A 25,416-nucleotide genomic window follows, 5' to 3' on the forward strand; every position below is an offset into this window, starting at 1 on the left:
TTTCGTTCTAACAAGTCTAAACTGTAAACACTACTTATGTTTTAAAATCTCTCAGTGAATTGTTGCATATTCATTGTTTTTTACCCAGGCGCCGGGCGGCAGCCAGCAATTGTTCCGCCCGGCGTACAATGGGCAGTTCCACCATTTTCCCTTCCACCTGTATGACGCCGCTGCCGGCGGCCTGGGCACGGGCAAAGGCCTCCACCACCTTCTCCGCCCAGGCAATTTCCTCGTCACCGGGGGTGAAGACCTCGTTTACCGGCGCCACCTGGGCGGGGTGGATCACCAGCTTGCCCTGAAAGCCCAGTTTGCGGGCACGGCGGGCGTCTTCCACCAGGAAGGAAATGTCCCTGAAGTCGGGGTTTACGGTATCCAGGGGCGGGGCGATGCCTGCCGCCCGGGAAGCCACCACCAGCTGGCTGCGGGCGAAAAATAATTCTTCGCCGTCCCGCGAGTAGGGGACACCGATATCCATGGTATAATCGTTGCCTCCAAAAGCCAGGCAGCTCACCCGGGGGGCGGCGGCAATTTCTCCGGCTCGGGAGATACCCCGGGCGCTTTCTACAAAGGGGATTATTTTGATTTTACCCACGGGCAATTGATGTTGCTGCTCCAGGAGGGAGAGCAGCCAATCTACCCGGCGTACCTCTTCCCCCGACTCGGCCTTGGCCAGCATCAGGCCCTCTACAGGCAAATCGACCACCGTTTGAAGATCCGGAAGAATATGGGGCGAACTGGCACCATTGATGCGCACAAAAACGGGAACGGGACGGGGAATACTCAAAGTTTGACGGATCTGCTGGCGTGCCCTTTCCTTCTGGGCCTCGGCCACGGCGTCCTCCAGATCGAGGATGACCGCGTCGGCCCCGGCTGCAAAGGCCTTTTCCCCTTTGCGGGGATCGTCACCGGGAGTAAAAAGAAGTGTGCGCAGTGGAAACATTCTGAAAACACCATCCTTATTGAAATTATTCCCGGGGCTTTTCGTAAAAACCGGTTTAACCTGCTACTTGCCAACAAGGTCTTTTCTATGGGACAATGTTACCATGAAGCTTTGTGGAATTGTATATTGTTTAATGCCCGGGTATAATTGCCTTTTATTCTTTTCGTACGGGAATTAATCCTGCCATTTAAGTTTTGTTAGCAGGTGGTGGAGGTGCGTGGGTTTTGCGGGAGATTGCCTTGCCTGATTTTATTGGCGAATCGGAGCACGGGATGATTGTAATGGTTTCGGCGCTTGAGGACGAGCTTGAACCGCTATTCCAGCGCTTTAACCGGGGCGAAAAGGTTCCTTACCGTTTTGGCTGGCAACTGGTACCCATCGATGGCCAAAACTACCTGGTTACTCTGGATTTAAACTGGGATGGCGGGCACGAAGTGGCCATCGGTTTTACCCCTGAAATGTGGGATATCCTGCCTGCCGTACGGCACAAAGACCTGACTGTCATCACCGACTGGGATCTGGTTGGACAGGAGACAAGGATCTCCCCATCCAAAGCCCTGGTTATCCGCCAGGCCTACCGGGGGTTCGACGAACTAATTCGACAGGTGGCCCAGGTGGTGCCGCCATTGCAGGGATCCCATCCGGGGGAGGAGCTGGAAAAACTCCAGGAAATTCTGGCCGGGTGTGTGGATCCGGGCCAGCTGCATTAAATAGACCTTCCAAAGAATAACCCGGCCTTCCCCGGGGCCAAACTACAGGAGCGGGGGGCCGGGTCAATGCTGATCACAATTTACCGCACGGTGCTAATATATTTTATTGTACTGCTGGTAGTTCGCCTCATGGGCAAGCGGGAAATTGGTCAGCTTTCGCCCTTTGATTTTGTGGTGGCCATCATTATTGCCGAGCTGGCGGCTATTCCCATGGAGTCCACCAATTTTCCGTTGTGGAAAGGGATTGTTCCCCTGGTTACCCTGGGTATTCTGGAAGTTATACTCAGCTACCTGGCCCTGCACAGCCCCTTCCTGCGCCGGTTGCTGGACGGTGAACCCCAGGTGGTAATCAAAAACGGGCGCATTATCAAGGATGAACTGCGCCGGGCGCGCTATAATTTAAACGACCTTCTGGCCCAGCTCAGGGAGAAGGGAATTGTTAATGTGGGTGATGTGGAGTTCGGAGTGCTGGAAACTTCGGGCAAGCTGAGCGTAATCCCCAAATCCCAGAAACGTCCCGTTACCCCCGAGGATCTGGGCCTGCCAACCAGTTATGAAGGTTTACCGGCTGTGCTGGTGATGGATGGGCAGGTATTAAGGGAAAACCTGCGTCTGGTCGGCCTCGACGAGGCATGGCTGAAGAAGCGCCTGGCCGCGGCCGGGTTGAAACCAGAGCAGGTTTTTCTGGCCACCCTGGGCACCGATGGCCGGCTGTTTATTAATGAGGATATTTAAAAATGGCCCGGCAAATATGTTTGAGCAAGTATTGACCCTGGTTTCCCGGGGGTTATTATTATGGATGAAGGGATTCATCCCTTATTCCGGCGCGGTTGCGTAGCCTGCCGGCGACGGGCGAGATCATGTGTTGAAACGGCCGGGGTGGATGCTGTAAAAATATCTTTTTTGCTTAAAAAGGAGGAATATACCTTTTGAGGTAGAATTATCTGGGAAAAACAAGGTGGGGCGAAACTGGTGTTTGAAATTACAAGGCGCCATCAGCTGATCATTTTAATAGTTGCGGCCATACTGATTTTTGGCGGGGGTTATCGCTATGCCCTGTGGCAGCAGCGGGCCAGTGCTGAAAGCAAACCGGCACTGGAACAGCTAAAACCTCCGGAAAATCTTGAAAAAAAAGAATTGGTGGTTCATGTTGCCGGCGCCGTCGAAAAGCCGGGGGTATATCGCCTCTCACCCGGTGCGAGGGTGCAGGATGCGGTTAAAATGGCCGTTGCCCGTCCGGAAGCGGATCTGGATATGTTAAACCTGGCCGCTCCCCTGGCCGACGGGCAAAAACTGGTTGTACCGGCAAAACAACCTGGTTTAACCGGTGGCGCGGTGCCTTTGCAGAACATGTCTGGTTCTGCTCTCGTTAATGCCACCTTGCGCAATAATCCTTTTGCTCAACCATCCGGTGATTCACCGGCTTCCAGGGGCGGTACGCTGGTAAATATCAACACGGCCGACCAAAAGGAACTGGAAACCCTGCCCGGGATTGGACCCTCCCTGGCCCAGCGCATCATTCAATACCGGGAAACCAACGGACCTTTTAAAGTGCCCGAGGACATTAAAAATGTTTCCGGCATCGGGGATAAAAGGTTTGAACAGCTCAAGGATTACATAACGGTATATTAGCCAGTTTGAAGTCTTCCCTGTCCACCGCGTTTTGTCCCAGAAGGTCCGCGGTCCCGTTATTGTAAGGAACAAATGGAGGAAAGGTCAATGTTTGTCCCCCTGGTGAACCCGTTTCCTCAAATCAGTAACAGGCAGGCCGCTTTCCCAATAGGGACTCTTAATACTCCCCGGCAGTCCTTTGCCCTGCTGCTGGCAGCAGCGCTGGAATCGTCCGCCGGGAACGGGAGGGCGGAGAAGGGCAAGCAATTGGACAAGCCCAAAATTACGGAGTTACTTTTGCCATTCTTTCTGCTGACGGCGGGTAGCAGTGAACTTTTGACATCCCTGTGGACAATTTTTAATACGTTGCTTCCCCAACAGGGACATGGGCAAAGGAATTTTTCTTCCGTCAGGAACAACGGTGCACCGGCTAAAGCCGGTGGGCTCGATGCCCTGATCAACGATGTGGCTAAAAAGTACGGTTTGGAACCGGCGTTGCTCAAGGCGGTGGTCAAGGTTGAATCGGGGTTCAATCCCTTCGCCCTTTCTCCTGCCGGGGCGCAGGGGTTGATGCAGCTTATGCCCGCCACGGCTGCGGCTCTAGGAGTGCGGAACCCGTGGGACCCCCGGGAAAACCTGGAGGGGGGCGCCCGTTATTTGAAATCCCTGCTGGAGCGTTTCGGAGGCAATGTCAACCTGGCCCTGGCGGCCTATAACGCCGGCCCGGGGGCGGTGCAGCGCTACGGCGGCGTTCCTCCCTACCGCGAAACGCAGCAATATCTGCAGCGGGTAGCTGCGGCAAGACATGAGTTTTTGGTGTGAAAGCGAAGATTTATTTAAAGTTGCTTTGGGACACTTAGCGTTTTTATTTTTTATAGGTCAAATAATAAAACTGCTGCCTTGTCCTGCCCGCAATAAAAAAGGAGGCAGGCTAATGGTGAGAAAACGTGGAGGATTGATGTCCGACAGGCTGAAGTACAAGTTAGCCGAAGAGCTGGGCGTAGCCGATGTGGTGCGCAGGGAGGGCTGGGGCGGCGTTTCTTCGCGAAACTGCGCCAACGTGGTCCGACTGGCTATCGAACGGGCTGAGCGGGCAATGATACAGGGGCAATAGCGGCGGGGGTGCGCCTGTAAAAAGGGGCGCACCTTTTTTCGCCGTCCCCGGCCGGCAAATGATCCCTTCCCTCTTGCCTTTTGGCTTCCCCTCCTTTATAATGTCAGTATACTGACTTATTTACTCCATTATAACCGGTGCAGGATAATGAAACGTCCTTTTGATATTGAAGAAAGCCTGGGCTATCTTCTGGCCAAAAACCACCAGCGGGCCTTTGGTCTTTTCCGTGCCGAACTGGAAAGGTACGACCTAACCCCTCCCCAGTTTGCCGTGCTGGCCTTTTTGTGGAAGGCCGACGGGCTGACCCAGGCCAGGCTGGGCCAGATGCTGACCATGGACCGCACCACCATCAGCGGGGTGCTGGACCGGCTGGAAAGACACGGACTGGTGGTTAGAAAGGAGGATCCCGCAGACCGGCGGGCTTACCGCATTTACCTCACCGAAAGGGGGAGGGCACTTGAGGAAGAACTGGGGAATGTTTCCCGCAGGGTGAACGCTTTAATCAGCAGTCACCTGGAGGCAGCGGAACGCCGGGAATTGATCCGCTTGTTGAAAAAACTGCTCGCTCCAAATGAAAGGTGATGTATCAAGGAGGTTCCTCCATGACGAAAGAACAAAATTTCAGCCTGTGGTCCCGGGATTTTATCCTGATCTGTATGGCCAACTTCTTTTATTTCGGCAGTTTTTATTTTCTCATCCCGACCATGCCCCAGTACGTTGCCATCCTGGGCGGTTCCCCGGAGCAGGTCGGTCTGGTCATGGGGGCCTTTACCGCCGCTGCCGTGGTGGTGCGCCCCTACTTCGGCCAGAATGCCGACAGGCGGGGACGCAAGCTGTTCATGCTCCTGGGTAGTGGTTTTTTCATCTTCTTCCCCATCCTGTACAGCCTGATGGCAAGCATTGCCCCCCTGTACCTGGCCCGGGTGTTGCACGGCTTCGCCCATGCCAGTTTCCTGGCTGCCTCGGCGGCCTATATCGCCGACATGGCTCCCCCCCACCGCCGGGGAGAGGTCATCGGCATTTACGGTACGTCCAACGTTGTGGCCATGGCCCTTTTCCCGGCCATCAGCACCGCCGTGGTTAAAGGCCCTGGCGACTTTCCCTTCCTTTTCACCCTGTCGGCACTGAGTGCCGCGGCTGCTTTTCTGTGCGTGGTCTTTTTAAGGGATATCCTGCCCCAAGGGAGCAGGGACCTCCCTCCCGGGAGGACATTGCAGGTGGGCCTGCGGCGGCCGGTACTGGTTCCTTCCCTGACCCTATTTGCCGGAGCCACATCCTACGGCGCCATCGTCACCTTCCTGCCCCTTTTTGCCCCCCAGCGAGGCTTAAAGGACTTCGGCCTGTTCTTTACCGTTTATGCCGCCAGCACCATCCTCAGCCGGGTGGTGGTAGGTCGCCTCTCGGACCGCATCGGTCGGCGGAAAGTTATACTGCCTTTTATGGCTGTACTGGCGGTGGGGGTGGGATTGCTGCCCTCCCTGTACAGCATGGCCATGCTGGCCTTAATTGCCCTGTTCATCGGCTTTGGTTTTGGCGCCTTTATGCCTACTTTAAACGCCCTGGTGGTGGACCATACGCCACCCCGGGAACGGGGCAGCGCCCTTGGCTTTTTTACTTCCTTCATGGACGTGGGTATTACGGCGGGGGCTATGGGCCTGGGATTCATCGGTGGAAGTTTAGGTTACCCCCTTATGTTTTATGTAGGCGCCGTGCTGATTGTAACCGGATTGCTATTCTTTGCCGCGGCCATGAAACCGGAGCAGGCGGCCAAGGGTATCGGCGGGTAAAAATTAATATACCCGTTTATTAACTTTCAACTTATTGTTGGTCCCGCCAACAGTTACCTCCAAGCACTTAGAGTAGTGGTGGCGCAAGTGACCGCCTCCTCTGGGAGCCGAAAGGCGTCTCACCAGAGTTACCCGCATAAAATTGTCCAATCGCAGCACGGGAAGATAGTTAGTTCGTAACACCCGGTGCGCCAGGCAAACCGATGATCCTGAAAGGGGTAGGGCTCTCATAGAAGCCCTACCCCTTCAGGGGTGGGGAGTAGTCATACGCCTTCCAATTGGCAGATTTTAGAACTAACCACCACCTAAAAGCCATCCTGAAGGTTCATACGTGCTTTGCGATCCCCTTCTTCGGCCAGCGCCTCTTCTCCGGCCTTCACCAGCTTGCGTACCATGTTGCCGCCAATTTTGCCTGCTTCCCGCACGGTCAACTCATCCCCGGCGTTGGCCAGATCATCCTCCAGGCCCAGTTCCTTGGCCGTCTCCCACTTAAGCCTGTCCAGTTGCCTTTCCGTACGCAGCTTGTCGTTGTCCTTCTTGTGACCCATTAGATCACCCCTTAGATTAAGATGTCTCAATCTAATTGCATTAATACACAGACAACGAGTAAGGCCGTTGACAAGGTAAAGCAGGTCGTAGCCCCTTTTGTTTTAACGCGACAGGAAGATGGAACCCAGTGGCGAACAATTCCCTTGTTACTACCTGTCATTTTGGGGTGTTGTTGTTGGTTTCCAGGCCTTTGGTGTATTTGACCCTGGCTTTTGCAGCCGGCATCTTCCTGGCTGGCGGTTGGGAGTTGTCCCCCAACACGGCCCTGTTGTTTTGTGGTGCCCTGTTTTTCGCAGCCGTGCTGGGGTACTTTTTTCACTGGTCTTTTAACCGGTGGGTTATATTAAGCCTGTTCCTGGCCCTGGGTCTTGCCCGGGCCACCCTGGACGCTTCCAGCATTAACCCGGCCCTGTACCAGTACACCGGCCATTGGGTAACCGTGGAAGGAATTATAACCCGGGAGGCGGATGTCCGTTCGGACCGGGTTTACTACTGGCTGGATGTGCAGAGGATTTCCCTGGGCCGGGAGGCCCGGGAGCTCCAGGCGCTGGTGCTTGTGCGGGCCGCCGCCCCGGGGCCCGTTTACTCCTACGGGGATCGTCTGCGCCTGCATGGTTTGTTGACTCGCCCTCCGGATGCAGGCAACCCCGGGGAATTTGACTATCGCGCTTACCTGGCCCGCCGGGGTGCCGGTGCGGTCCTTATGGTGCGGGATCCAGCTTCCATTCAGAAGCTTGGGGTGGGCGGGCACCCGGTGGTGCGGGCGGTTCTGCGGGTTAAGGAAAAACTCCTCACGGTCAGCCGGGCTACCCTGCCGCCGGATAAAGCGGCCCTTTTAAACGGCATTGTCTTCGGCAGCCAGGGGCAGATAGACCGGAAGACCTGGCAGCTTTTCAGTGAATCCGGTGTGGTTCACATCCTGAGCGTTAGCGGCCTTCACGTGGGCCTCGTTCTGGCCGGGGTGCTGGCCCTGGTCAGGTTGCTGCGCGTGCCCCTTTCCCTTACCGCTCCTACCGGTACCGCGATATTGCTTCTTTACGCCACCCTGTGTGGTTTGGGTCCGGCGGTGACCCGTTCCACCCTCATGGCCCTCATGTTTCTCTGGGCCCACCACCTGGGCCGGACAAGGGACTGGCCTACCACCCTGGCCGCGGCTGCCCTGGTCAGTCTCATGGCCAAACCCCTCTCCCTCTACGACATTGGGTTTCAGCTTTCCTTTACTGCCACCTGGGGGATCCTCTACCTGGGACCGGTGCTGGACGGGCTGTTGAAAAATGTCATCCGGCATACGTGGTTAAGGGCAGCCCTCTGGGTTTCCCTGGCCGCCCAGCTGGCTACCCTGCCCCTGATAGCCTGGTACTATAATTTGATTTCCCTGGTTTCCTTATTGACCAATCTGGCGGCAGTGCCCCTCACCGGGTTGATCCTTGCCCTGGGTACGGCGTCTGCCCTCCTGGGCCTGGTTGTTTCTTCCCTGGCCGGCTTTATTAATATCAGCACCTCCATGCTCCTGGATCTTTTCATGGGCCTGGTTTCCTTCTGCCGGGCCTTGCCCGGTTCGGTAATCTATGTTCCCACGCCGCCTTTTTTCCTGGTGGTGGCCTGGTATCCCCTTTTGTTTTTGGGAGTTTTGCTTGTCTCAAACGAGGGTCGGGCCGCCTTGCGCCAATTTTTCGGCCGCCATCACCGCTTATTGCCGGTGGCTTTCATGGGTGGAGGACTTTTGATAGCTATTTTTCTGTTCAAAAGTCCCGGGGAAAGTCAACTGGTGGTCCATTTCATCGATGTAGGCCAGGGAGACAGCATTCTTGTCCAGACTCCCGGCGGCAGAAATATGCTGGTGGATACCGGGGGCTGGCCGGGGGAACTGGACTCGGGGGAAGGGGCCGGGGAGAAGGTGGTGGTGCCCTACCTGCGCCGGTTGGGCGTCAGGCGCCTGGATGTGCTGGTGATCACCCATCCCCACGAGGATCACGCCGGAGGAATGAGGGCGGTGGTCGAGGCCTTTCCGGTTGATTTGGTCCTGGTGTCACCGGTGGGCGGAACAGGGGATCCCTCCGTATCTGCTGGGGCTCATTCCCCGTCTTCCGGCAAAGTCCCTTTAACCTACCGCACTCTTCTTGCCGGACTGGCCGCCCGGGGTGTGCCTGTAAAGGCAACAGGGGCCGGGGACCGCCTGCACCTGGACCCGGCTCTGGATATCCAGGTACTGGGACCGCCCCGGCCGCTGCTTTCCGGCACCCGGTCCGATCTTAATAACGCCTCGGTAGTGCTGCGTCTTCGTTACGGGGAAGAAGTGCTGTTGCTTACCGGGGATATTGAGGTGGAGGCCCAGCAGGCCCTCATGGATGGGGGCGTCAATCTGGGGTGTACCGTGCTCAAAATACCCCACCACGGCAGCCGTTACCTGCTCCCTTCTTTCCTGGAAAAAACTCATCCGGCCGTGGCGGTAATTTCCGTGGGACGGCATAACAATTTCGGGCATCCCGCCCCGGAAACGCTGGAACACCTGGCCCGGATGCCGGTGCGGGTTTACCGCACCGACCTGGATGGGGCGGTTATCTTGAGGACAGACGGTAAGCACATCTTTGTCAGGACAGGCCGCCAGCGCCGGGCGGCTTAAGAGAGTTCAGACCGTTCAGGACATAAAAAGACTCCCGTGAACCCCCAAACATATCCGGATTGCCTTATCCCTGTTTTTAAGCTAAACTGAAGCCAAACCGTTTTTGACATTTTAAAAAGGGGGAATAGCCAGTGCCCGCTAACCTGACCCCCCAGTATCACGCTGCGGAAGAAGCTTTTCGCAATGCCACCACCGTTGAGGAAAAAATCGCCGCCCTGGAAGAAATGCTGGCCGTAATCCCCAAGCACAAGGGCACGGAAAAGCTGCAGGCCGACATTAAACGCCGGCTGGCCCGTTTGCGGGAAGAGGGTCAAAAGAAAACCACCCTCGGCCGGCACGACCCCTTTCATATTGAAAAACAGGGGGCCGGGCAGGTGGCCCTGGTGGGTTATCCCAATAGCGGCAAGTCAGCTCTCGTTGGGGCTCTAACCAGAGCCAGGGTGAAGGTGGCGGACTACCCCTTTACCACTACCATTCCTTTTAGCGGCATGATGCCTTACGAGGAAGTTTACGTCCAGCTGGTTGACACCCCGCCCCTTACCGCCGAAGGATTTCCCCCCGGGCTGGCCGGTTTACTGCGCAACGCAGACGCCCTGTTGCTGGTGATTGACAGCTGCGCCGGTGACTGTTTGGATCAACTGGAGAATTCCCTGCGCCTGCTGAACGAACGCAAAATCATCCGCAGCGAGATTCCCCCCGGGGTTAGGGCCGTACCGCCGCACCGGTTGATCATAGTTGCTAACAAAGCGGAACAGCCCGAGGGGGAGGAAAACCTTTCGCTGCTGCAGGAGCTGCTGCCGCCCCACCTGGAAATTTTACCGGTTTCTGCCGCAACGGGTCTCAACCTGGAACAGCTTAAAACCAGGCTGTTTTCAGCCCTGGAGGTTATTCGTGTTTTTACCAGGTCTCCGGGCAAGGAGCCCGACCTCACCCGCCCCTTTATTTTGCCCCGCGGCAGCAATATTCTGGATCTGGCCGGGAATATTCACAAGGATTTTTTGAAAACCTTGCGTGGAGCACGCATCTGGGGGTCGGCCCGTTTCCCCGGCCAGAGTGTGCCGAAGGAATACGTTCTTCAGGACAAAGACATTGTGGAGTTGCTGGTATAGAAGATTAAGCCAGCACCGGGTAAAACCCTACGCCGGCTACGGTTTGCACTAAGGAGTAATTTCAAGCATGCGGGTACCCTCAGGTTGGGGGTACCTTTTCTGTAACCTTTCGGTTTTGCGGCTTACCCCGGCCTGTTTTCTTAGCGAACTGCTTGACTGACAATCCTGCCATTAAACATCCCCGGATAGCCATAATCAATAATTGTTTCATCTGGCTAAAACATTATGTCACAGAAAAGGAACCCGCGGTGTTATATAGGTGAAGGCGCAAGAAAGGGGGGAGCCCCGATCGCTAACCTGGAAACTGTAACCAATGAAGAAGTGCCCTGGGAGCACCAGTTCCGCCAGATTTATGATACCCACTACCACCAGATCTTGCGGCAGGTGAATTGCTTGCTTGGGGATAGAGCCCTTGCCGAGGATGTAGCCCAGGAGGTCTTTCTAAAGTTCTATTCCTGCCCTCCCTCCCACCTGGATAACCCCGGCGGTTGGCTTTCTAGAGTGGCGGCCAACCTGGCCTATAACTTTCTCCGGAGCGAAAAGAGGCGCCGTTTGCGGGAAGCACGGGTTGAACCGGGCCAGGAGACCTTCCGGGAATGTCCGGAAGAAAAAGTTTTCCGTCGCCAGGAGGCGGCTCTGGTCAGGGAAGTGCTGGAACAGCTGCCGCCCAGGGATAGGACCTGCCTGATCCTCAGATTTACCGGTTACAGTTATGAGGACATTGCCGGGATTATAGGGGTTGAAAAATCATCGGTGGGGACCATTTTAGCCCGCGCCCGGGCCAGGTTTAAAGAGAAATATTTACGGAGGGAAGGAAGGTGAACGTATGTGCTATGATGAAGGGGCATGGCAGGCTTATCTTGACGGGGAAGTGTCCCCGGAAGAAAAAAAGGCCATGGAAGGGCACTTGAAAAACTGCCTCCCGTGCCGGAGGAGATTCCACGAAGTAAAAGAAAACGCCGCCTTTGTTACTGACCGGCTGGCCCTTTATGCCCGGGAACTGGTTGACGGACGGGAGAGAGCCGGATTGCCGGCCAGCGACAAACGGAAAGGAGTGATTGCCGTGCTGAAGAAATATAGGAAGGTGGTTGTGGCGGCTGCGGTAATGATTGGCCTGGTTGGTTCTCTTAGCTTTGGGCCGGTAAAGGGTCTGGCCCAGGAATTTCTGACCCTCTTCCGCGTGGAAAGGGTGGAAACCATAACCATCGATCCCCAACAACTACAGCAAATGCAGGAAGCTTTCTATCAAAAGGTGGGGCGGCTGGACATAGAGAACTTCGGTAAAGTATCCAGCGAGGGCTTTGGGCCGGGTAAGAGCATAACCGTGGCCCAGGCAGAGCAGGAAGTGGATTTCCCGGTTGTCTTTCCCCGGTACCTTCCCTTCCAGTCTGCCGCAAGAAGTATTGAACTTCAGCCGGGGGGAAGGGTTAGCTTTACCCTTGATGTACAAAAGGCCAACTCCTTAATTAAAGCTTTAGGTGGCACTGCTTTATTGCCCCGGGAACTAAACGGCCAGACCTTTACCCTGGTTATGTCCGACAGCCTGAGCGTTAATTATCGCGCCAATGAGCAAAGCCCGCAAAACTACCATTATTTAAATATCATCAGGACCCGGAGCCCGGAGATTAAAGCCCCCGCAGGGGTTGATATCAACGACCTGCGCCAGGCTCTGCTCTCCCTGCCGGCCATCCCGGAGCCTGTTCGCCGGCAGCTGGCCGCCATTGAGGACTGGCAGGGAACCCTGGTTATCCCCGATAGCGACCAGCGGGTTAAAAAGGTTTCCATTAACGGCACCCCGGGGATCTATGTATCGAGAAACTATAGCAGGGAACAGTCGGGCTTCATTCTCTGGCAGAAGGACGGCATCCTCACAATCGTGGATGGAAACCTTAGCTTCAAGGAACTGCAAAAAGTAGCCGCATCCCTGAGGTGAGTGCCTTGATCATAGAGACCTTTAATTTAACCAAACTTTACGGCGGCAGGTTGGGCTGCCGGGATATTTGCCTCTCGGTTCCCGAGGGGCAAATTTTCGGTTTTTTAGGACCCAACGGGGCGGGCAAGAGCACCCTGGTTAAAACCCTGGTGGGGTTGATTTTTCCCACTTCCGGGACGGCCCGCCTGCTGGGGAGGCCTTTAGGGGACCTCAAGGCCCGGGAAAAGATCGGGTTCCTCCCGGAGAATTTTCGCTACCAGAGCTGGCTTACCGGCTACGAGGTGCTTTCCTACCACGGTTCCCTCTGTAAACTCCCGGAAAGGAAAAAGAAAGCCAGGATTGAGGAAGTGCTGGCCATGGTGGGCCTGGCGGGAAGGGAAGGCCACCGGGTGGGAACCTACAGCAAGGGAATGCAACAGCGCCTGGGACTGGCCGTTGCCCTTGTTGCCGACCCGGACCTGTTGTTTCTGGACGAGCCCACCTCGGCACTGGATCCCCTTGGGCGCAAGGAGGTAAGGGAATTAATCCTGGCCCTCAAAAGACAGGGCAAGACCGTCTTTTTAAACAGCCACCTCTTGAGCGAAGTGGAAATGATCTGCGACCGGGTGGCCATCATTAAGAAGGGGCGCATCATAGCCAGCGGCACCATGGCCGAGCTTAATTCAGGCAGAATTGAAGTGGAAGCCAGGGTGGACGGGTTTAACGAGGATATCCACCGCAAATTACGGGAGCAGGGATTTGATTTTAGTTTTGACGGTGAATGCTTAACGGCAACCCTGAGGAATGAAGAGGAAATTCCCGGGCTGGCCGGGGCTATCGTTTCCAATGGAGGCCGGCTATACCAGCTCGTTCCCAGGCGGCAATCCCTGGAAAGCCTCTTCATCAATCTGGTGCAGGAAAGAGAGGAATAGGATGATCACCATTATCCGGCTCACCGCCAAAGAAGTGCTGCGCAAAAAAATTTTCCTGGTCGTTATCCTGCTTACCGTGGCATTTTTTCTCCTTTACGGCCTGGCCACCCACTATGCGGTGGAGCAGTTTAACAGCTACAGCAATTCCCTCTATAAGCTCTTCATCTACCCCCAGCTGTTATCCCTGGGACTTTACTTTTCCAGTTTTATAGTGGCCCTGTTAGCCGTTTTCTCCGGTGTGGGGGCCATTTCCGGTGAGATCGACAGCGGTATCCTGCACGCCATTGCCACCAGGCCCGTCAGGCGTTCGGAAATAGTGCTGGGAAAGTTCCTGGGTTACGGAAGTATTGTTTGCATCTACGCGGCTTTCTTTTTCCTCGGCATTGTCCTGCTGGTCAAGCACATGACCGGTTTCAACCCGGGAAATATCCTTGAGGCGATGGGCCTGTATATCCTGGGCCCTATGGTTTTGCTGGCTTTAAGTCTTCTGGGCTCCACATTTCTATCCACCCTGGCCAACGGCGTGGCCATGTTTACCCTTTATATCCTGGCCGCGGTGGGCGGCATGGTGGAGCAGATTGGAGTAGGCTTAAAAAACAGCACCCTGCAGAATATCGGGGTTGTTAGCAGCTTGATCATACCTTCCGACGCCATGTATAAAAAGATGATCGCGGTGATCCTCACCTCACCGGACAACGTGGTGAACGTTCTTTCCATGACTCCTTTGGGCAGCGCCAGTTCCCCAAGCGGGGTTATGGTCGTCTACACCGTTATCTATCTGGCTGCCGTCCTGGCGGGGGCAGTGGCGGTATTTAACAGGAGGGACGTCTGAAACTCTCTTGGCATTTCCCCGGAAATCCTGAGTTCTCCCCGGGGAATTTTTTATTTTTCAGGCAAGCCATAATATGCCATATAACCCATATAATAACATTCATCCTGAGCTTAATCTTTCTTCAACTGGTACTTGTTGTTTGTTTTTTAGGCCTCTCGTCGCAACTGCCGCGCAGGTGGTTCCAATTAGCCGGGTCTTGGAATGCAGGACCCAAATAAACACGGCAAATTGTTATGTTGACACTGGCATAATTTGAAAATATAATATTGGTACACAAACAATTTTTATACAATCAAAGGGGTTTAAGGGACTATGAGCCATGAAATAAACCACGCAGGGCCCACCAGGTATATTTGCTATAAACTCAGCAAAGTAATGCGCAAGGTGCAGCGCTATTACGAAAACAACCTTGCACCTTACGGAATTACGCCAGTGCAGTTTTACGTGCTGAACGCCCTGTGGCAAAACGACGGCATGAAATTCAAAGACCTGGCTAAAAGTGTGAACATAGACGGTTCAACACTCACCGGAATTCTGGACCGGATGGAGAGGGGGGGGTATGTGGAAAGGAGGGACGACCCCGAAGACCGCCGTTCGCTGCTGGTATTTTTAACGGATAAAGCCAGGAAAAATGGAACGGCCATGATCGAGCTGGCCGAAAAACTGGACCGGGAAATAAGGGAACACTTTTCTGAAGAGGATTTTAACGTGTTTTTAAAAGTACTTGGCCGTCTTGGCGATATACTTGATTAATTTTTCAGCAAGATTATTTGTGCACATATAATTTTTATGGCAATTATGCGGGGGAATACAAAAATTGTTAAAGGGGGAACGGATTGTGGGTCACCTGGTTAACGCGAAGGAGGAAGTTTACCGGGCTCTGGCTGAGCGCCTGAACAGAAATCCGGTTGGTGCGCCGGTGAACGAGTATTTGATGGAAATATTGCATCGTCTTTATACAGTGAACGAGGCGGAGGTGGGCGCCAGGTTTCCGCTGCTGCCCATGCCCATAGAAAAAATTGCCGAAGCTACCGGAATGAAGAAGAGCGAGTTGAAAGAAACGCTGGAAAAAATGGCCGACAAGGGGCTGGTGCTGGATTTGCCCCGCCGGGACGGCACCTATTACATGCTGGCACCGATGATAGTGGGTTTTTTTGAGTACACCTTCATACGGGTCAGGGACGGCGTGAACATGAAGGAACTGGCGGAGTTGTTTGAAAAGTATTTTCAAAGCGACGGGGTGCGGGAGGAGGTAGAAAACAGCTTCTTCTCTTTTAATAATTATCCTAAATAGGCATTGCCAACCAACACCATCTGATATAAATTAATATCAGGTGGTGTTTTATGAAACTTTACACAATAAGCGAGTTTGCCGAAAAAACTTGGCGTCAGCGTATCAACGCTCCGCGCTTGGGATAAAGAAGGTAAACTGGTTGCTTTACGTACACCAACCAACAAGCGAAGGTATACTGAAGAGATGCTCTACCGGGCACTGGGCATAAAGAACCGCCAGGAGCCAAAGAAAATCGTTTTATACGCCCGGGTGTCATCAGCCGGCCAGAAACCGGACCTGGAAAACCAGCTTGAGTACCTGAAGGACTTTGCCGCCGGCAGGGGGCTGACCGTGGACGAAATACTTGCCGACGTCGGCTCCGCCCTCAATTATAAGCGCAAGAATTTCCTGAAGCTGTGCGGCATGGTCACCCGGGGAGAAATCAAGACTGTTATTGTTGCCCACAAGGACCGTCTGGTGCGGTTCGGCTTTGAATTTTTTGAAGACCTGTTTGCCAAATTCGGCTGCGAAATACTGGTGGTCAACAAAGCCGAAGACATGTCCCCGGCCCGGGAGCTGACGGAAGACCTGATCAGCATCGTCCAGCACTTCGCGGCCAGGTTGTACGGCCAGAGGACATATAAGGCGCGAAAGCTCACCAGAACCGTCCGGGAGGCGCTGAAAGATGCAGCAGACGGTAAGACAGAAGAGCCTGCCGTTGAACAATGAGAAGTGGGCCAGGATAACTGAGACGGCAGAAGCATATGCCCGGCAGAAGGACGCCTTCCTGGTGGAGTACGGGCATGTAAAATACCTGCACTATCTGGGCGAAAAGCGCAAGCTGCGGGACGAACTGGTTTCCGCCGGTTTTGTCAGTCCCTTTGGCCTGCAGGCCCGGCAGTGGAAGCTGGCCCTGGAAGATGCTCTTTACACCCTGGAGAGGCAGTGGGAGGCCGCCGTTGTCGAAGTCAAAGAGCGCCTTTACCGCCACGAAGAACTGACCGACGAAGAAAAGCACTACGCCTTCTGGTTGCTGTACAGGCACGAGAAGCACAGCCGCGACTGGAAACGCATCCAGGCGGTCTTCACCGGTGAAGATATCGTCAGCAAAGAGATAAAGCTGGACGCGGAAGGCCGCGCCAGGGTGAGAAAGTACTTAAAGCGCGTTTTTCGGCGCGTCCTGGGCAGAAAGCCCCGCGTTAAAAAAGCCCGCAGTTTCGCCGTTGATCAGCAGATGTACCGGGTGTTTGCCACCGGAAAGCGGCAGTACATTGCCGTGGCTACTTTAACCCCCGGCGAGAGGGTGGTCATCCCGCTGGCCGGGGTACATGCCGTAGAAGGCAACCTGCGGGTGATACTGTTGCCTGACGAGCGGGCGGTAGAAATCCACCTGACCAGGGAACCGCGGACTTACCCGCCCGGTGAGGAAGAAGCGGGCATCGACCTGGGCGTAACGGAAGTGTTCACCGACGACACGGGCAGAAAATACCGGCCCGAATACGGCGAGGCCCTGCAGGAAATGTCCGACCACATTCTGGACAAGAGCCGGAAGCGCGGCAAGCTCCGGGCACTGCGCCGGAAGTTCCTCGAAAAGGACCCGAACAAGGCCCGGCGCATCTTAAAACACAACCTGGGCCTTATCAAGCAAACCAGGAGGAACAAAAAATACCGGACCAGGTGCGAAAACGAAATCAACCGGGCGTTTAACGAATTCTACAAAGAACGCCGGCCGAAGATAATTGCCTACGAAGACCTCGCCCACCTGCGCGGGGAGGCCGGGAGCAGGGGTCTCTCCCGCAGGGTGAGCGGCTGGCAGCGCAGCATCATCAAAGAGCGGCTGGGATACAAAAATTACATTTACTCCGTCACCGACCCCGGTCCGGTGAATGCGGCGTACTCCAGCCAGACGTGCCCCGTGTGCGGGTGGGTGGACGCGAAGAACCGCTGCGGGGACGTTTTTAAGTGCCGGAAATGTAATTTTGAAGCCGATGCGGACAACGTAGCCGCGCTGAACCTTAAGTTGAGACTGTACGACGAAAAGATAACCCGTTACATGCCCTATAAAAATGTGAAGGAGCTTTTGCTTCAGCGTTATTATCAGAAACAGCAAGCCAATTAATTCTTTATTCTCCCGGGATGTTCCCGGGAAAGGGCAGGGGCTGGCCCGGTGGGAGAAAGACCGCTGGAACGTGCGGCCGGCTGGCTTTTGGCTGCACGCGAGGACGGCTTTGACGATGACGTTTTTCATGGAAAGCGGAGCACTGCCGGGTAGCCTGCACTGGGATGTACGGGAAACGGCATTCCGGTCGGCCAAACCGTTCCTGTTCTTCAGGTGGGAGCCCAGCACTCAACACGGAAGCTGAGTGTTGCGATGGGTGTTGAGTGCCGGGGCGATAAAACCACCCCGCCGTTTGGAAGCCGTCAGGCTGGATAAAGACGGTGGGCCTTTCGGGTCTGCCGGATGACGTACCGGCCTGAGCGGTGACTGTTTCGGGCGGGACTCCAGAAGCCCGTGGTTCACCTGCCCCGTCAGCCGGGCAGGTGGGGATACCCGGCCTCTCGGAGAGCGTGAACTGCTTTTGCTGTCACTTTTATCGCTACTTGATAGAAGTTGATAGCAAAAATGAAACAGATATTCGGCGGCGATACCAAGATGTTTCAAGCCCTGGTGTACGAAAGTCTGATTCAGGCTGTGGTGGAGACCGAAGTATTGAGTTACGAAAGGGCCTCGGAGATTATCCGCCAGTCCGGGGGCGGCGCGCTGGGCATGTGCTCGTGTCGCCACAAGGCCGCCCACCTGGGCACGGCCTGCGACGCACCGGTGGAGGACGTTTGCGTGTCGCTGGGCAACGCGGGCCGCTGGCTGGTGCACAGGGGCATGGCGAAACCGGCCAGTGTCGACGACCTGCTGCGGGTACTGGACCGGACGGAAAAACTGGGACTGGTTCACCTGGGCGACAACGTGCTGAACAAACCCGCCTACATTTGTCACTGTTGCGGGTGTTGCTGCGGAGTGTTGCGCGCCATCAACGAGTCGGGAATCAGGGCCGTTCACCCCAGCAATTTCCTGCCCAGGGTGGAGGAAGACAATTGCGCTGGCTGCGGTACCTGCACCGAAAGCTGCCACATTAACGCTATATCGCTTGCAGAAAAAAACGGAGCGGGAATTGCGGTGGTGGACGAAGGCCTGTGTATAGGCTGCGGCGTATGCGCGTCCGCCTGCCCCACCGGTGCACTGGGCATGTCCCGCAGGTCAAAATTGCACGTACCGCCAGCCGACAAGCGGGAGTTCGTCCGCATCGCCAGGGAAAAAGGACGGTTTTAAGAGGATTAAGCCAACACCGTAAAATCCCGCGCCGGCCACGAATTACGCTGAGGAGGAGAAATAATGTCCTGTTTAAAGCTGGCCGTTGTTCAATTTCCCAGGGATAGAACAAATCTTGATCAGAACATCGCTCAAATGCACAAATTTCTGGATGAAATTACCGCGGACGTAGATGTGGTTTTGCTGCCGGAGGACTGGCTGGGAGTAACAGTGATTGACTGGGATGATTACCAGGAGATCATTGTTAAGTTATTCTACGGAGCCATCCTCTCCCGGGGCAAGTCCGGAGGGTATATCCCGGGGGGTACCCCTGTCACCGGCGGCCCGTCTCCCAACCCCATCCTTATTTCCGGGGCCCAGTATGTCCGGGCGGAAGGAGGCATTTATTCCCGGGGCATGATCCTGGGCGGCGAACTGTCCGCCCCCGTTTTCTTTGAAAAACAGTTCCCCTCCCAGGCCATTGGCGAAAGAAACTATGTAAAGCCCGGCAGTTTATTGCCCGTGATCCAGCACCGGGGCACACCTCTCGGTGTGGCGGTGTGTGTGGATATCATGTACCCGGAAATAGTGCGCAGCCTGGCCTTAAGGGGGGCATTGTTAATCTTGAACCCGGCCAATATCCCGGCTGTCCGGATGCCCCTCTGGCAAAGCGTTGGCATCACCCGGGCCTGTGAGAACACTGTTTTTGTGGTTGCAGCCAACAATACCGCGACCAGCTACCCCGACGGCCGGGAAGTGCAGGGGGAAAGTTTTGTGGCCTATCCCGACGGGTATACCCTGTTATCCTGTGGCCGGGAACCGGGGGTATATTACTTCGACCTGGATCTGTCCCGGGTGAGCAAGGTCCGCCAGAGATGGCCCTACCTGGAGGACGTGCGGTCAAACAGGGGGAGTATTTGTCGGAAGTATTACAGTGAATAGCATCCACGGACATAACCCCTCCTGCACCGCTTCTGTCCCGTGGGCAGGCAGATGGGTACCAGGATGCCCCTGTACTCACAGTTCCCGAACAAAAAGCAACAGTGCATGACAATGTTCCTTGTATTGACTGTAAAGGCTTTCATGTCCAAAATCAGGCTTGAAAGGATGGTGCTAAGGCCGTGAAAATCGATCAAGACAACCCGGGAGGGGCAAAAAAGCGGCGGACGGGTTTAAAAAATGCCCGGACTTTAGAGTCTCCGGGTCTTATCTTTTCCTTATCCTCCGCGGAACCCACCAGCCGCCAGATGCCGTCGTCAAAGCTGGCGCGGGGGTAGACGGGCGCCTTGCGCAGGATCACGCTGTCCCCCCGGACCTCGCACACGAGGTAGTCGCCGGCGTCGGCCTGCACGGCCTTACGGACCGGAAGGGGAAGCGTTATCTGTCCTTTGGGGCGAATTCGTATAAGGTTCATGGTTTTTAGCTCACCCCATTCTAACTTTCTTATTGCTCCTCAAAAAATTTTTGAGGGGCAAATTTTTTTGATAAAAATTAAAGACCCAGGAGGAAAATTTCGAAATATCGAGAATTGTATAATTGCATAGATGTATATACATCTATGGTATTCAAGGGGGTGTACAAGGTGACGTGATTAAATTTTAAGAGTATTTACTGGTAGAGAAGTTAAAAATAACAAAAAGAAAGTGGGGTAATTGATTATGGCAACAGCGACCGCTGTTGAAAGTAAGGAAGTAAATCGTTACCGGTGGGTAATCCTTATTCTTATGTTTAGCTGTTTCCTGTTCACATTTATTACCAGGTTTTCCTGGCCACCGCTTATTCCAGTGGTAGTGCCTGTATTGGGTATGAAGATGACCCAGGCTGGGGCGTTTATGAGCGCATTTTATTTTGGATATATCATAACCCAGATCCCGGCGGGAGTGCTGGCAGACCGTTTCGGGGTGCGCACGATCCTTGCGTTGAGCCTGATCATTGAAGGTATAAGCACTTTCGCTATGGGGTATATGATCACGTTTGACATGGGATTCTGGCTTAGATTTATTACCGGCCTTGGTGCAGGAGCCGTATATGCCGCCTGTGCGCGTGCATTGATGGAATGGTTCCCAGCCAGGGAACGCGGTACGGCCTTTGGAATTATGCTGGCTGCTCCCTCGGGTGGTATAGTTTTATCGAACTATATTGTGCCTGCACTTAATAAATCTGTTGGCTGGCAGGGAGCATTCCAGGCAATAGGACTGGCAACCGCTGCTGTAGGTATTTTAATATTCATTTTAGTTCGAACCTCCAATGAGATTAAAAGCAGTGAAAGCATGTTCGGTGGATTTAGGGTTGTTTTTGGGAGCAAAGACCTGATTTTTACTGCACTGGCAGGTTTCTGCCTGATGTGGGTGGAGTTGGGCACCGCTACCTGGGCAAACGCCTACATAAAGAAGTTGGGATATACTGTACAGGCAGCCGGTTTAGTAATGATCTTTTACGGAATAGGTGGTGTCCTAGCTCCTTTGGTGTCCGGATACATCTCTGACAGAATAGGTCAGCGAAAGAACATCCTTATACTCTCCTATGCCCTGATAATTCCCCTGACAATAGCTTTTGGCTACCAGACTTCAATTACGATGCTGAGCACCCTGGGTTTTATTTTCGGATTTTGTTCTTACCTGGCCAACCCGCATCTTACAGTGTTAATTTCAGAGTTTGCCGGCAAGGAATGGGCTGCCACAGCCAACGGAACAGCCAACTTCATTTTCCAGCTTGCTCCTATGATTGGTCCTGTGGTGCTCGGCTGGTCAATTGACTTTACAGGGAGTTTTGAATCAGTATGGTGGCTTATGGCTGCCGGCCCCCTGCTTGGTATATTGCTATTGCTCCCTGTGAGGCCGGAAAATAAACGGGTATAACAGTAAAACAGAAAAGACCCGCACATAACCCTGCCGGGGGATAAACCGGTATTACAGTTTAATACAAAACAAAATTAATTAATGGGAGGTTTTACAATGTCGGAAGAGATTAAACAGCTCTACGAACAAAGGCTTGGTCGCTATCAGGCCACCATTGCCCTTGAAAAGACTGACCGGATGCCGATAGCAACGGGCAGCAACTATTTTGCTGAGGTATATTCGGGAAATACAAAACAGGAGACCATCTATGACAGCGAAAAATGGCTCCGGGCGGAAGAGGCTTTTATTCGGGACTTCCCGGAAGTAGACGTCCTCCGTGACAACAGGATTTGGGGGCCCCTTTACGATGCAGTGGGCTGTAAAACGTATAAACTCCCCGGGCGTGACCTGCCTCCCAGGACCCAGTTTCAATTTGTCGAAGACGAATACATGAAAGCCGACGAGTACGACGTGCTTATAAACAACCCGCTGGAGTTCATGATGGACCGTCTTCTTCCCCGCTTGCTCGGCGAGCTGGCCGAGCCAGGCTCCATCCGGGCCCGCATGGCTCTTTTAAAAGGCGGCATGGCCCAGGTGATGATGTCCCAGATCATGAGAAACAGATCTCTTTATCTGGAGCAAAAACTGGGCATGCCCCAGCCCATGACCGGCTTTTTCCTGGCCCCTTTCGATGCTCTGGCCGATGCTATGAGGGGCCTGCGGGGAGTACTTCTTGATATTTACCGCCAGCCGGACAAGGTGATGGAGGCCTGCGACGTTCTTGTCGACGAAATGGTGAACCTGGCCCTGGCAACAGCGGACCCGTTGAAGCGGTATCCCATTTTCGTGCCCACTCACAAGGCGTGCTTCTTGTCGCCCAAGCAGTTTGAAACGTTTTACTGGCCTTCGTTTAAGAAAACAATGGAGCGCCTGATAGAAGCGGGATATACCATCCGGGCGTACCTGGAAGGAGACTGGGGACACCACCTGCATCACATGCTGGAACTGCCGAAAGGGAAGGTTTTGTGTGATATCGACAACCAGGGAGATATCTTTAAGGCGAAAGAGATAATAGGAAATCACCAGTGCATTGCCGGAGGAATACCGGATTCGATGTTCATCCTCGGCACGCCGCAGGAAATACGTGAAAGGGTTAAACTTCTCTGTGAAACAGTCGGCAGAGATGGAGGATTTATTATCAACGGAGGGTGTAACATCCCCTATGATACAAAGCCGGAAAATTACAGGGCAATGATCGATGCCATTATTGAATACGGGACGTATGACAAGAGTATTGACCCGAAACCCAGGGTTCCGCAACCGGATGGATCAAAAGCCCCAGTCCAGCTCAAAATGGTAACCCCGTGGGAAGTAAAACTTGCCGAACTGGGAGGTGTATTAGGCGAAGAAGACTTAATTCGCAGGCCGTGGGAATTGCTGGAGATCATGGGATACACCTGGATATGGCAATGGGTGTTGTAAAGAGGAATACCTGGTAAAGATAGGTAAAATCTCAACATTTGTTTTTGTGGTTTTGCATGGAGATAAAATTAAACTAAGGAGGAAAATAAAAAATGACAGTACTGGCAGAAGCACTGAAAGACCTGGATGAAAAAAAGGTATATCAACTGGTTGAAGAAAAAATTAAAAGCGGTACATCCCCCCTGCAGATAATTGCGGAATGTAATGCCGGGATGGTCGGTGTCGGCGAGCTGTTTTCTTCGGGACAATACTTTTTAAGCCAGCTGATATTCTCGGCGGAGATATTTAAAAATGTCATTAATATGTTGGAACCCGTTATGCCGAAATCCGAGTCGGACGGTTCGGCGGGGAAGGTTGTCATAGGCACGGTCAAAGGCGATATCCACGACATCGGCAAGAACATCGTAGTCAACCTGCTGCGCGGCTCCGGCTTCGAGGTCATCGACCTTGGCGTGGACGTGCCGGCCGAAAAATTTGTGGAAGCGCTCAGGGAAACCGGAGCCAGGGTGCTTGGTTTAAGCGCCTTGCTTAATTTCACCTACCCTGAGATGAAAACCGTGGTAGAGGCTGTTACTGAAGCCGGTTTAAGGGATAAGGTGACCATCATCATCGGGGGAGCCCCGTGCAACGAGCAGGTCCGGCAGTTTACAGGGGCCGACTATTATGCGGAGGACGCTGTAGCGGGTGTTAACATTTGCAAAAAGGTTTATTCTTAATCATAACAACCCCTGGCCGGATACCACTCCGGCCAGGGGTGGAACACCGGGAGGCATCTATGTTAATCATCGGCGAGAGAATCAATTCCACCCGTAAAAGCATAGACAGGGCGGTTCGGGCCAAGGATGCGGACTTTATCCGCGAAGAGGCGTTGAATCAGGTAAACGCCGGAGCGCACATGCTCGATGTGAACTGCGGCACCCTGGACGCGCAGGAAGAGCCGGCTGTTATGGAATGGCTTGTGCAAACCGTACAGGAAATAGCCGGTGTACCCTTGTGCATTGACAGCCCCAATTACAAAGCCCTGGCCGCCGGGTTAAGCGTTCACCGGGGTAAAGCAATGATAAATTCCATCAGCGGGGAAACTGAAAGGTACAAAAAAGTATTGCCCCTGGTGAAGGAGTATGGTGCATCCGTAGTGGCCCTCTGTATGGACGACAGGGGTATCCCGGCAAACAAAAACCAGGCCCTGGAGGTTGGTGTAAAACTGGTCAACGACCTCCTGGATGCCGGGGTACCGGTTGACGATATTTACTTTGACCCCCTGGTCCGCTCCGTGGCCACCAATCCTGAAACGGTGGTGGAAACATTGCGCCTTATGGAAGAGATGGCATCCAGATTCAGTGGCCTGCACTTCGTTTCGGGATTGAGCAACGTGTCCTTCGGCTTGCCGGAACGCCGGCACCTGAACCGGGCCTACGTGGTGTTGAGTATGGCCAGCGGGCTTGACGCCGTTATCGTCGACCCGCTGGACAGCACCTTGATGGCTCTGGTGTACGCCACGGAAGCACTGCTGAACAAGGACCGGTTCTGCATGCAGTACATCCGCTGTTACCATCAGGGAAAGTTGAAAGCATAGTTTTTTTATATAGTTACAGTTTCACTATCTAACCTGTTTTTCTGGTGAAGAAAGTTGAGTAATTCAGCAATGTATGGTTTAATGAATTATTATAAGTTAAATGTTAAGCTTACCGAAAAGGACGTTTCCTGCACCGGGTGGGACTGCCTGTCCAGGACAACCAGTACCTATTCACGTTCGCTGGTTAATGAGATACTGCAGGAAGCACATCAGTTGGCCCGGGCGGAGGCCATTTGCAAAGCCGTGCCGGTGGTGAAAACAACCGGCAGGCAGATTTTCCTGGAAGGCGGCCAGGCGTTGACAAGCAGTTTGCTTGTCCGCCTGGCCGGCACTGCCCGGAGCCTGCTCCTGGTTGTCTGCACCCTGGGACATATGATTGACCGCAGGGTGGAGGAGTATAGCCGCAAGGGGCTGGCGGCGCATGCCTACTTTTTGGATATCGCCGGTACGTGCATTATTGAAGCGGCCGGCAGGCAGCTGGTAGAAAGGATTAAAACGCATCTGGAAGCCTGCGGCCTTAAGACGACAATACCTCTGGGTCCCGGCCATTCTTACTGGAAAAACCTTCAGGACCAGCGGATCATTTATGATCTGGTGAACCCTTCAACAATTGGTGTAACCATACTGAAAAGCGGCATTATGTTGCCCAAAAAATCCTTGAGCATGGTTATGGGAATCGGGCGCGAATTCCCCCCCAGTGCGGAAAACCATTGCTATTATTGCAGCATCAGGCGAAAATGTCCCTTGAGCCGGGCCAGAGATCCGTCATAGAGGGCCATGTCAGGACATTTATTGAAAGGGGGATAAAGGTCTGGCAGGTGACAG

The 25,416-nt window shown here is 54.1% G+C and carries 27 protein-coding genes; 24 read left to right on the plus strand and 3 right to left on the minus strand.

What is annotated here, in order from left to right:
* Nucleotides 1-70: 70 nt before the first annotated feature.
* A complete protein-coding gene (locus G7K71_RS09615; protein ID WP_013823772.1) occupies nt 71-940 on the minus strand; it encodes a CoA ester lyase in 870 nt (289 codons plus the stop codon).
* A gap of 224 nt (nt 941-1,164) precedes the next feature.
* On the opposite strand from G7K71_RS09615, the gene G7K71_RS09620 reads away from it, so the two are divergent.
* The 7 genes from G7K71_RS09620 (at nt 1,165) to G7K71_RS09650 (ending at nt 6,162) form a co-directional block, all read left to right on the plus strand.
* Nucleotides 1,165-1,650 carry a hypothetical protein gene (locus tag G7K71_RS09620; protein ID WP_013823771.1) on the plus strand — a complete coding sequence of 162 codons (486 nt, stop codon included), beginning with the start codon at nt 1,165-1,167 and terminating at the stop codon, nt 1,648-1,650.
* Nucleotides 1,651-1,716: 66 nt separating this feature from the next.
* Nucleotides 1,717-2,385, plus strand: a complete 669-nt coding sequence (locus G7K71_RS09625) for a DUF421 domain-containing protein (protein ID WP_166345721.1) — start codon at nt 1,717-1,719, stop codon at nt 2,383-2,385.
* Nucleotides 2,386-2,622: 237 nt separating this feature from the next.
* Nucleotides 2,623-3,282: a ComEA family DNA-binding protein gene (locus G7K71_RS09630; protein ID WP_166345724.1), complete on the plus strand. Its 660-nt coding sequence runs from the start codon at nt 2,623-2,625 to the stop codon at nt 3,280-3,282.
* Between the two features lie 87 nt (nt 3,283-3,369).
* Entirely contained in the window at nt 3,370-4,083 is a 714-nt protein-coding gene (locus G7K71_RS09635) for a lytic transglycosylase domain-containing protein (protein ID WP_166345727.1), read from the plus strand.
* A 112-nt stretch (nt 4,084-4,195) separates the two neighbouring features.
* Entirely contained in the window at nt 4,196-4,375 is a 180-nt protein-coding gene (locus G7K71_RS09640) for a small, acid-soluble spore protein, alpha/beta type (protein ID WP_166345730.1), read from the plus strand.
* A 147-nt stretch (nt 4,376-4,522) separates the two neighbouring features.
* Entirely contained in the window at nt 4,523-4,957 is a 435-nt protein-coding gene (locus G7K71_RS09645; protein ID WP_166345733.1) for a MarR family winged helix-turn-helix transcriptional regulator, read from the plus strand.
* A 20-nt stretch (nt 4,958-4,977) separates the two neighbouring features.
* A complete protein-coding gene (locus tag G7K71_RS09650) occupies nt 4,978-6,162 on the plus strand; it encodes an MFS transporter (RefSeq protein WP_166345736.1) in 1,185 nt (394 codons plus the stop codon).
* Nucleotides 6,163-6,467: 305 nt separating this feature from the next.
* Here G7K71_RS09650 and G7K71_RS09655 read toward each other — a convergent pair whose 3' ends face one another.
* Entirely contained in the window at nt 6,468-6,710 is a 243-nt protein-coding gene (locus G7K71_RS09655; protein WP_166345739.1) for an alpha/beta-type small acid-soluble spore protein, read from the minus strand.
* A 128-nt stretch (nt 6,711-6,838) separates the two neighbouring features.
* Here G7K71_RS09655 and G7K71_RS09660 point away from each other — a divergent pair, with 128 nt between their 5' ends.
* From G7K71_RS09660 to G7K71_RS09715, 12 genes are all read left to right on the plus strand, one after another.
* The gene (locus G7K71_RS09660) at nt 6,839-9,334 is read left to right on the plus strand and encodes a DNA internalization-related competence protein ComEC/Rec2 (RefSeq protein ID WP_166345742.1); all 2,496 of its coding nucleotides are present in this window, start codon (nt 6,839-6,841) and stop codon (nt 9,332-9,334) included.
* Nucleotides 9,335-9,465: 131 nt separating this feature from the next.
* Entirely contained in the window at nt 9,466-10,443 is a 978-nt protein-coding gene (locus G7K71_RS09665) for a GTPase (RefSeq protein WP_166345745.1), read from the plus strand.
* A 225-nt stretch (nt 10,444-10,668) separates the two neighbouring features.
* The gene (locus G7K71_RS09670) at nt 10,669-11,265 is read left to right on the plus strand and encodes an RNA polymerase sigma factor SigX (protein ID WP_166345748.1); all 597 of its coding nucleotides are present in this window, start codon (nt 10,669-10,671) and stop codon (nt 11,263-11,265) included.
* Between the two features lie 4 nt (nt 11,266-11,269).
* The gene (locus tag G7K71_RS09675) at nt 11,270-12,376 is read left to right on the plus strand and encodes a zf-HC2 domain-containing protein (protein WP_166346199.1); all 1,107 of its coding nucleotides are present in this window, start codon (nt 11,270-11,272) and stop codon (nt 12,374-12,376) included.
* Entirely contained in the window at nt 12,373-13,287 is a 915-nt protein-coding gene (locus G7K71_RS09680) for an ABC transporter ATP-binding protein (protein WP_313884945.1), read from the plus strand. Before G7K71_RS09675 ends, G7K71_RS09680 begins: the two co-directional genes overlap by 4 nt.
* Before the next feature lies 1 nt (nt 13,288).
* On the plus strand, nt 13,289-14,119 hold the full coding sequence (locus tag G7K71_RS09685) for an ABC transporter permease (protein ID WP_166345754.1): 831 nt from the start codon (nt 13,289-13,291) through the stop codon (nt 14,117-14,119).
* A 312-nt stretch (nt 14,120-14,431) separates the two neighbouring features.
* Nucleotides 14,432-14,872, plus strand: a complete 441-nt coding sequence (locus G7K71_RS09690) for a MarR family winged helix-turn-helix transcriptional regulator (protein WP_013823753.1) — start codon at nt 14,432-14,434, stop codon at nt 14,870-14,872.
* Between the two features lie 85 nt (nt 14,873-14,957).
* Nucleotides 14,958-15,413 carry a hypothetical protein gene (locus G7K71_RS09695; RefSeq protein WP_313884946.1) on the plus strand — a complete coding sequence of 152 codons (456 nt, stop codon included), beginning with the start codon at nt 14,958-14,960 and terminating at the stop codon, nt 15,411-15,413.
* Nucleotides 15,414-15,488: 75 nt separating this feature from the next.
* Nucleotides 15,489-16,121: an IS607 family transposase gene (locus G7K71_RS09700; protein ID WP_243174801.1), complete on the plus strand. Its 633-nt coding sequence runs from the start codon at nt 15,489-15,491 to the stop codon at nt 16,119-16,121.
* Entirely contained in the window at nt 16,078-17,511 is a 1,434-nt protein-coding gene (locus tag G7K71_RS09705) for a zinc ribbon domain-containing protein (protein WP_166345757.1), read from the plus strand. The genes G7K71_RS09700 and G7K71_RS09705 overlap by 44 nt, the downstream gene beginning before the upstream one ends.
* A gap of 504 nt (nt 17,512-18,015) precedes the next feature.
* Entirely contained in the window at nt 18,016-18,717 is a 702-nt protein-coding gene (locus tag G7K71_RS09710) for a 4Fe-4S dicluster domain-containing protein (RefSeq protein ID WP_243174804.1), read from the plus strand.
* 63 nt (nt 18,718-18,780) lie between these two features.
* Complete coding sequence (locus G7K71_RS09715; protein ID WP_166345760.1) at nt 18,781-19,638, plus strand: carbon-nitrogen hydrolase family protein; 858 nt, start codon at nt 18,781-18,783, stop codon at nt 19,636-19,638.
* A gap of 190 nt (nt 19,639-19,828) precedes the next feature.
* Here G7K71_RS09715 and G7K71_RS09720 read toward each other — a convergent pair whose 3' ends face one another.
* Nucleotides 19,829-20,110, minus strand: a complete 282-nt coding sequence (locus G7K71_RS09720) for an AbrB/MazE/SpoVT family DNA-binding domain-containing protein (RefSeq protein WP_166345763.1) — start codon at nt 20,108-20,110, stop codon at nt 19,829-19,831.
* A 244-nt stretch (nt 20,111-20,354) separates the two neighbouring features.
* Between G7K71_RS09720 and G7K71_RS09725 the strand changes: the two genes are divergently transcribed.
* From G7K71_RS09725 to G7K71_RS09745, 5 genes are all read left to right on the plus strand, one after another.
* On the plus strand, nt 20,355-21,554 hold the full coding sequence (locus tag G7K71_RS09725) for an MFS transporter (RefSeq protein WP_166345766.1): 1,200 nt from the start codon (nt 20,355-20,357) through the stop codon (nt 21,552-21,554).
* A 96-nt stretch (nt 21,555-21,650) separates the two neighbouring features.
* Nucleotides 21,651-23,015, plus strand: coding sequence for a uroporphyrinogen decarboxylase family protein (locus tag G7K71_RS09730; RefSeq protein ID WP_166345769.1), 1,365 nt, complete (start codon nt 21,651-21,653; stop codon nt 23,013-23,015).
* 92 nt (nt 23,016-23,107) lie between these two features.
* Nucleotides 23,108-23,731, plus strand: a complete 624-nt coding sequence (locus tag G7K71_RS09735) for a B12-binding domain-containing protein (RefSeq protein ID WP_166345772.1) — start codon at nt 23,108-23,110, stop codon at nt 23,729-23,731.
* A 59-nt stretch (nt 23,732-23,790) separates the two neighbouring features.
* A complete protein-coding gene (locus G7K71_RS09740) occupies nt 23,791-24,591 on the plus strand; it encodes a methyltetrahydrofolate--corrinoid methyltransferase (RefSeq protein WP_013823745.1) in 801 nt (266 codons plus the stop codon).
* Nucleotides 24,592-24,672: 81 nt separating this feature from the next.
* Complete coding sequence (locus tag G7K71_RS09745; RefSeq protein ID WP_243174806.1) at nt 24,673-25,362, plus strand: Vitamin B12 dependent methionine synthase activation subunit; 690 nt, start codon at nt 24,673-24,675, stop codon at nt 25,360-25,362.
* Nucleotides 25,363-25,416: the final 54 nt, after the last annotated feature.

The sequence above is a fragment of the Desulfofundulus sp. TPOSR genome, from assembly GCF_011393055.1.
Lineage (GTDB): Bacteria > Bacillota > Desulfotomaculia > Desulfotomaculales > Desulfovirgulaceae > Desulfofundulus > Desulfofundulus kuznetsovii.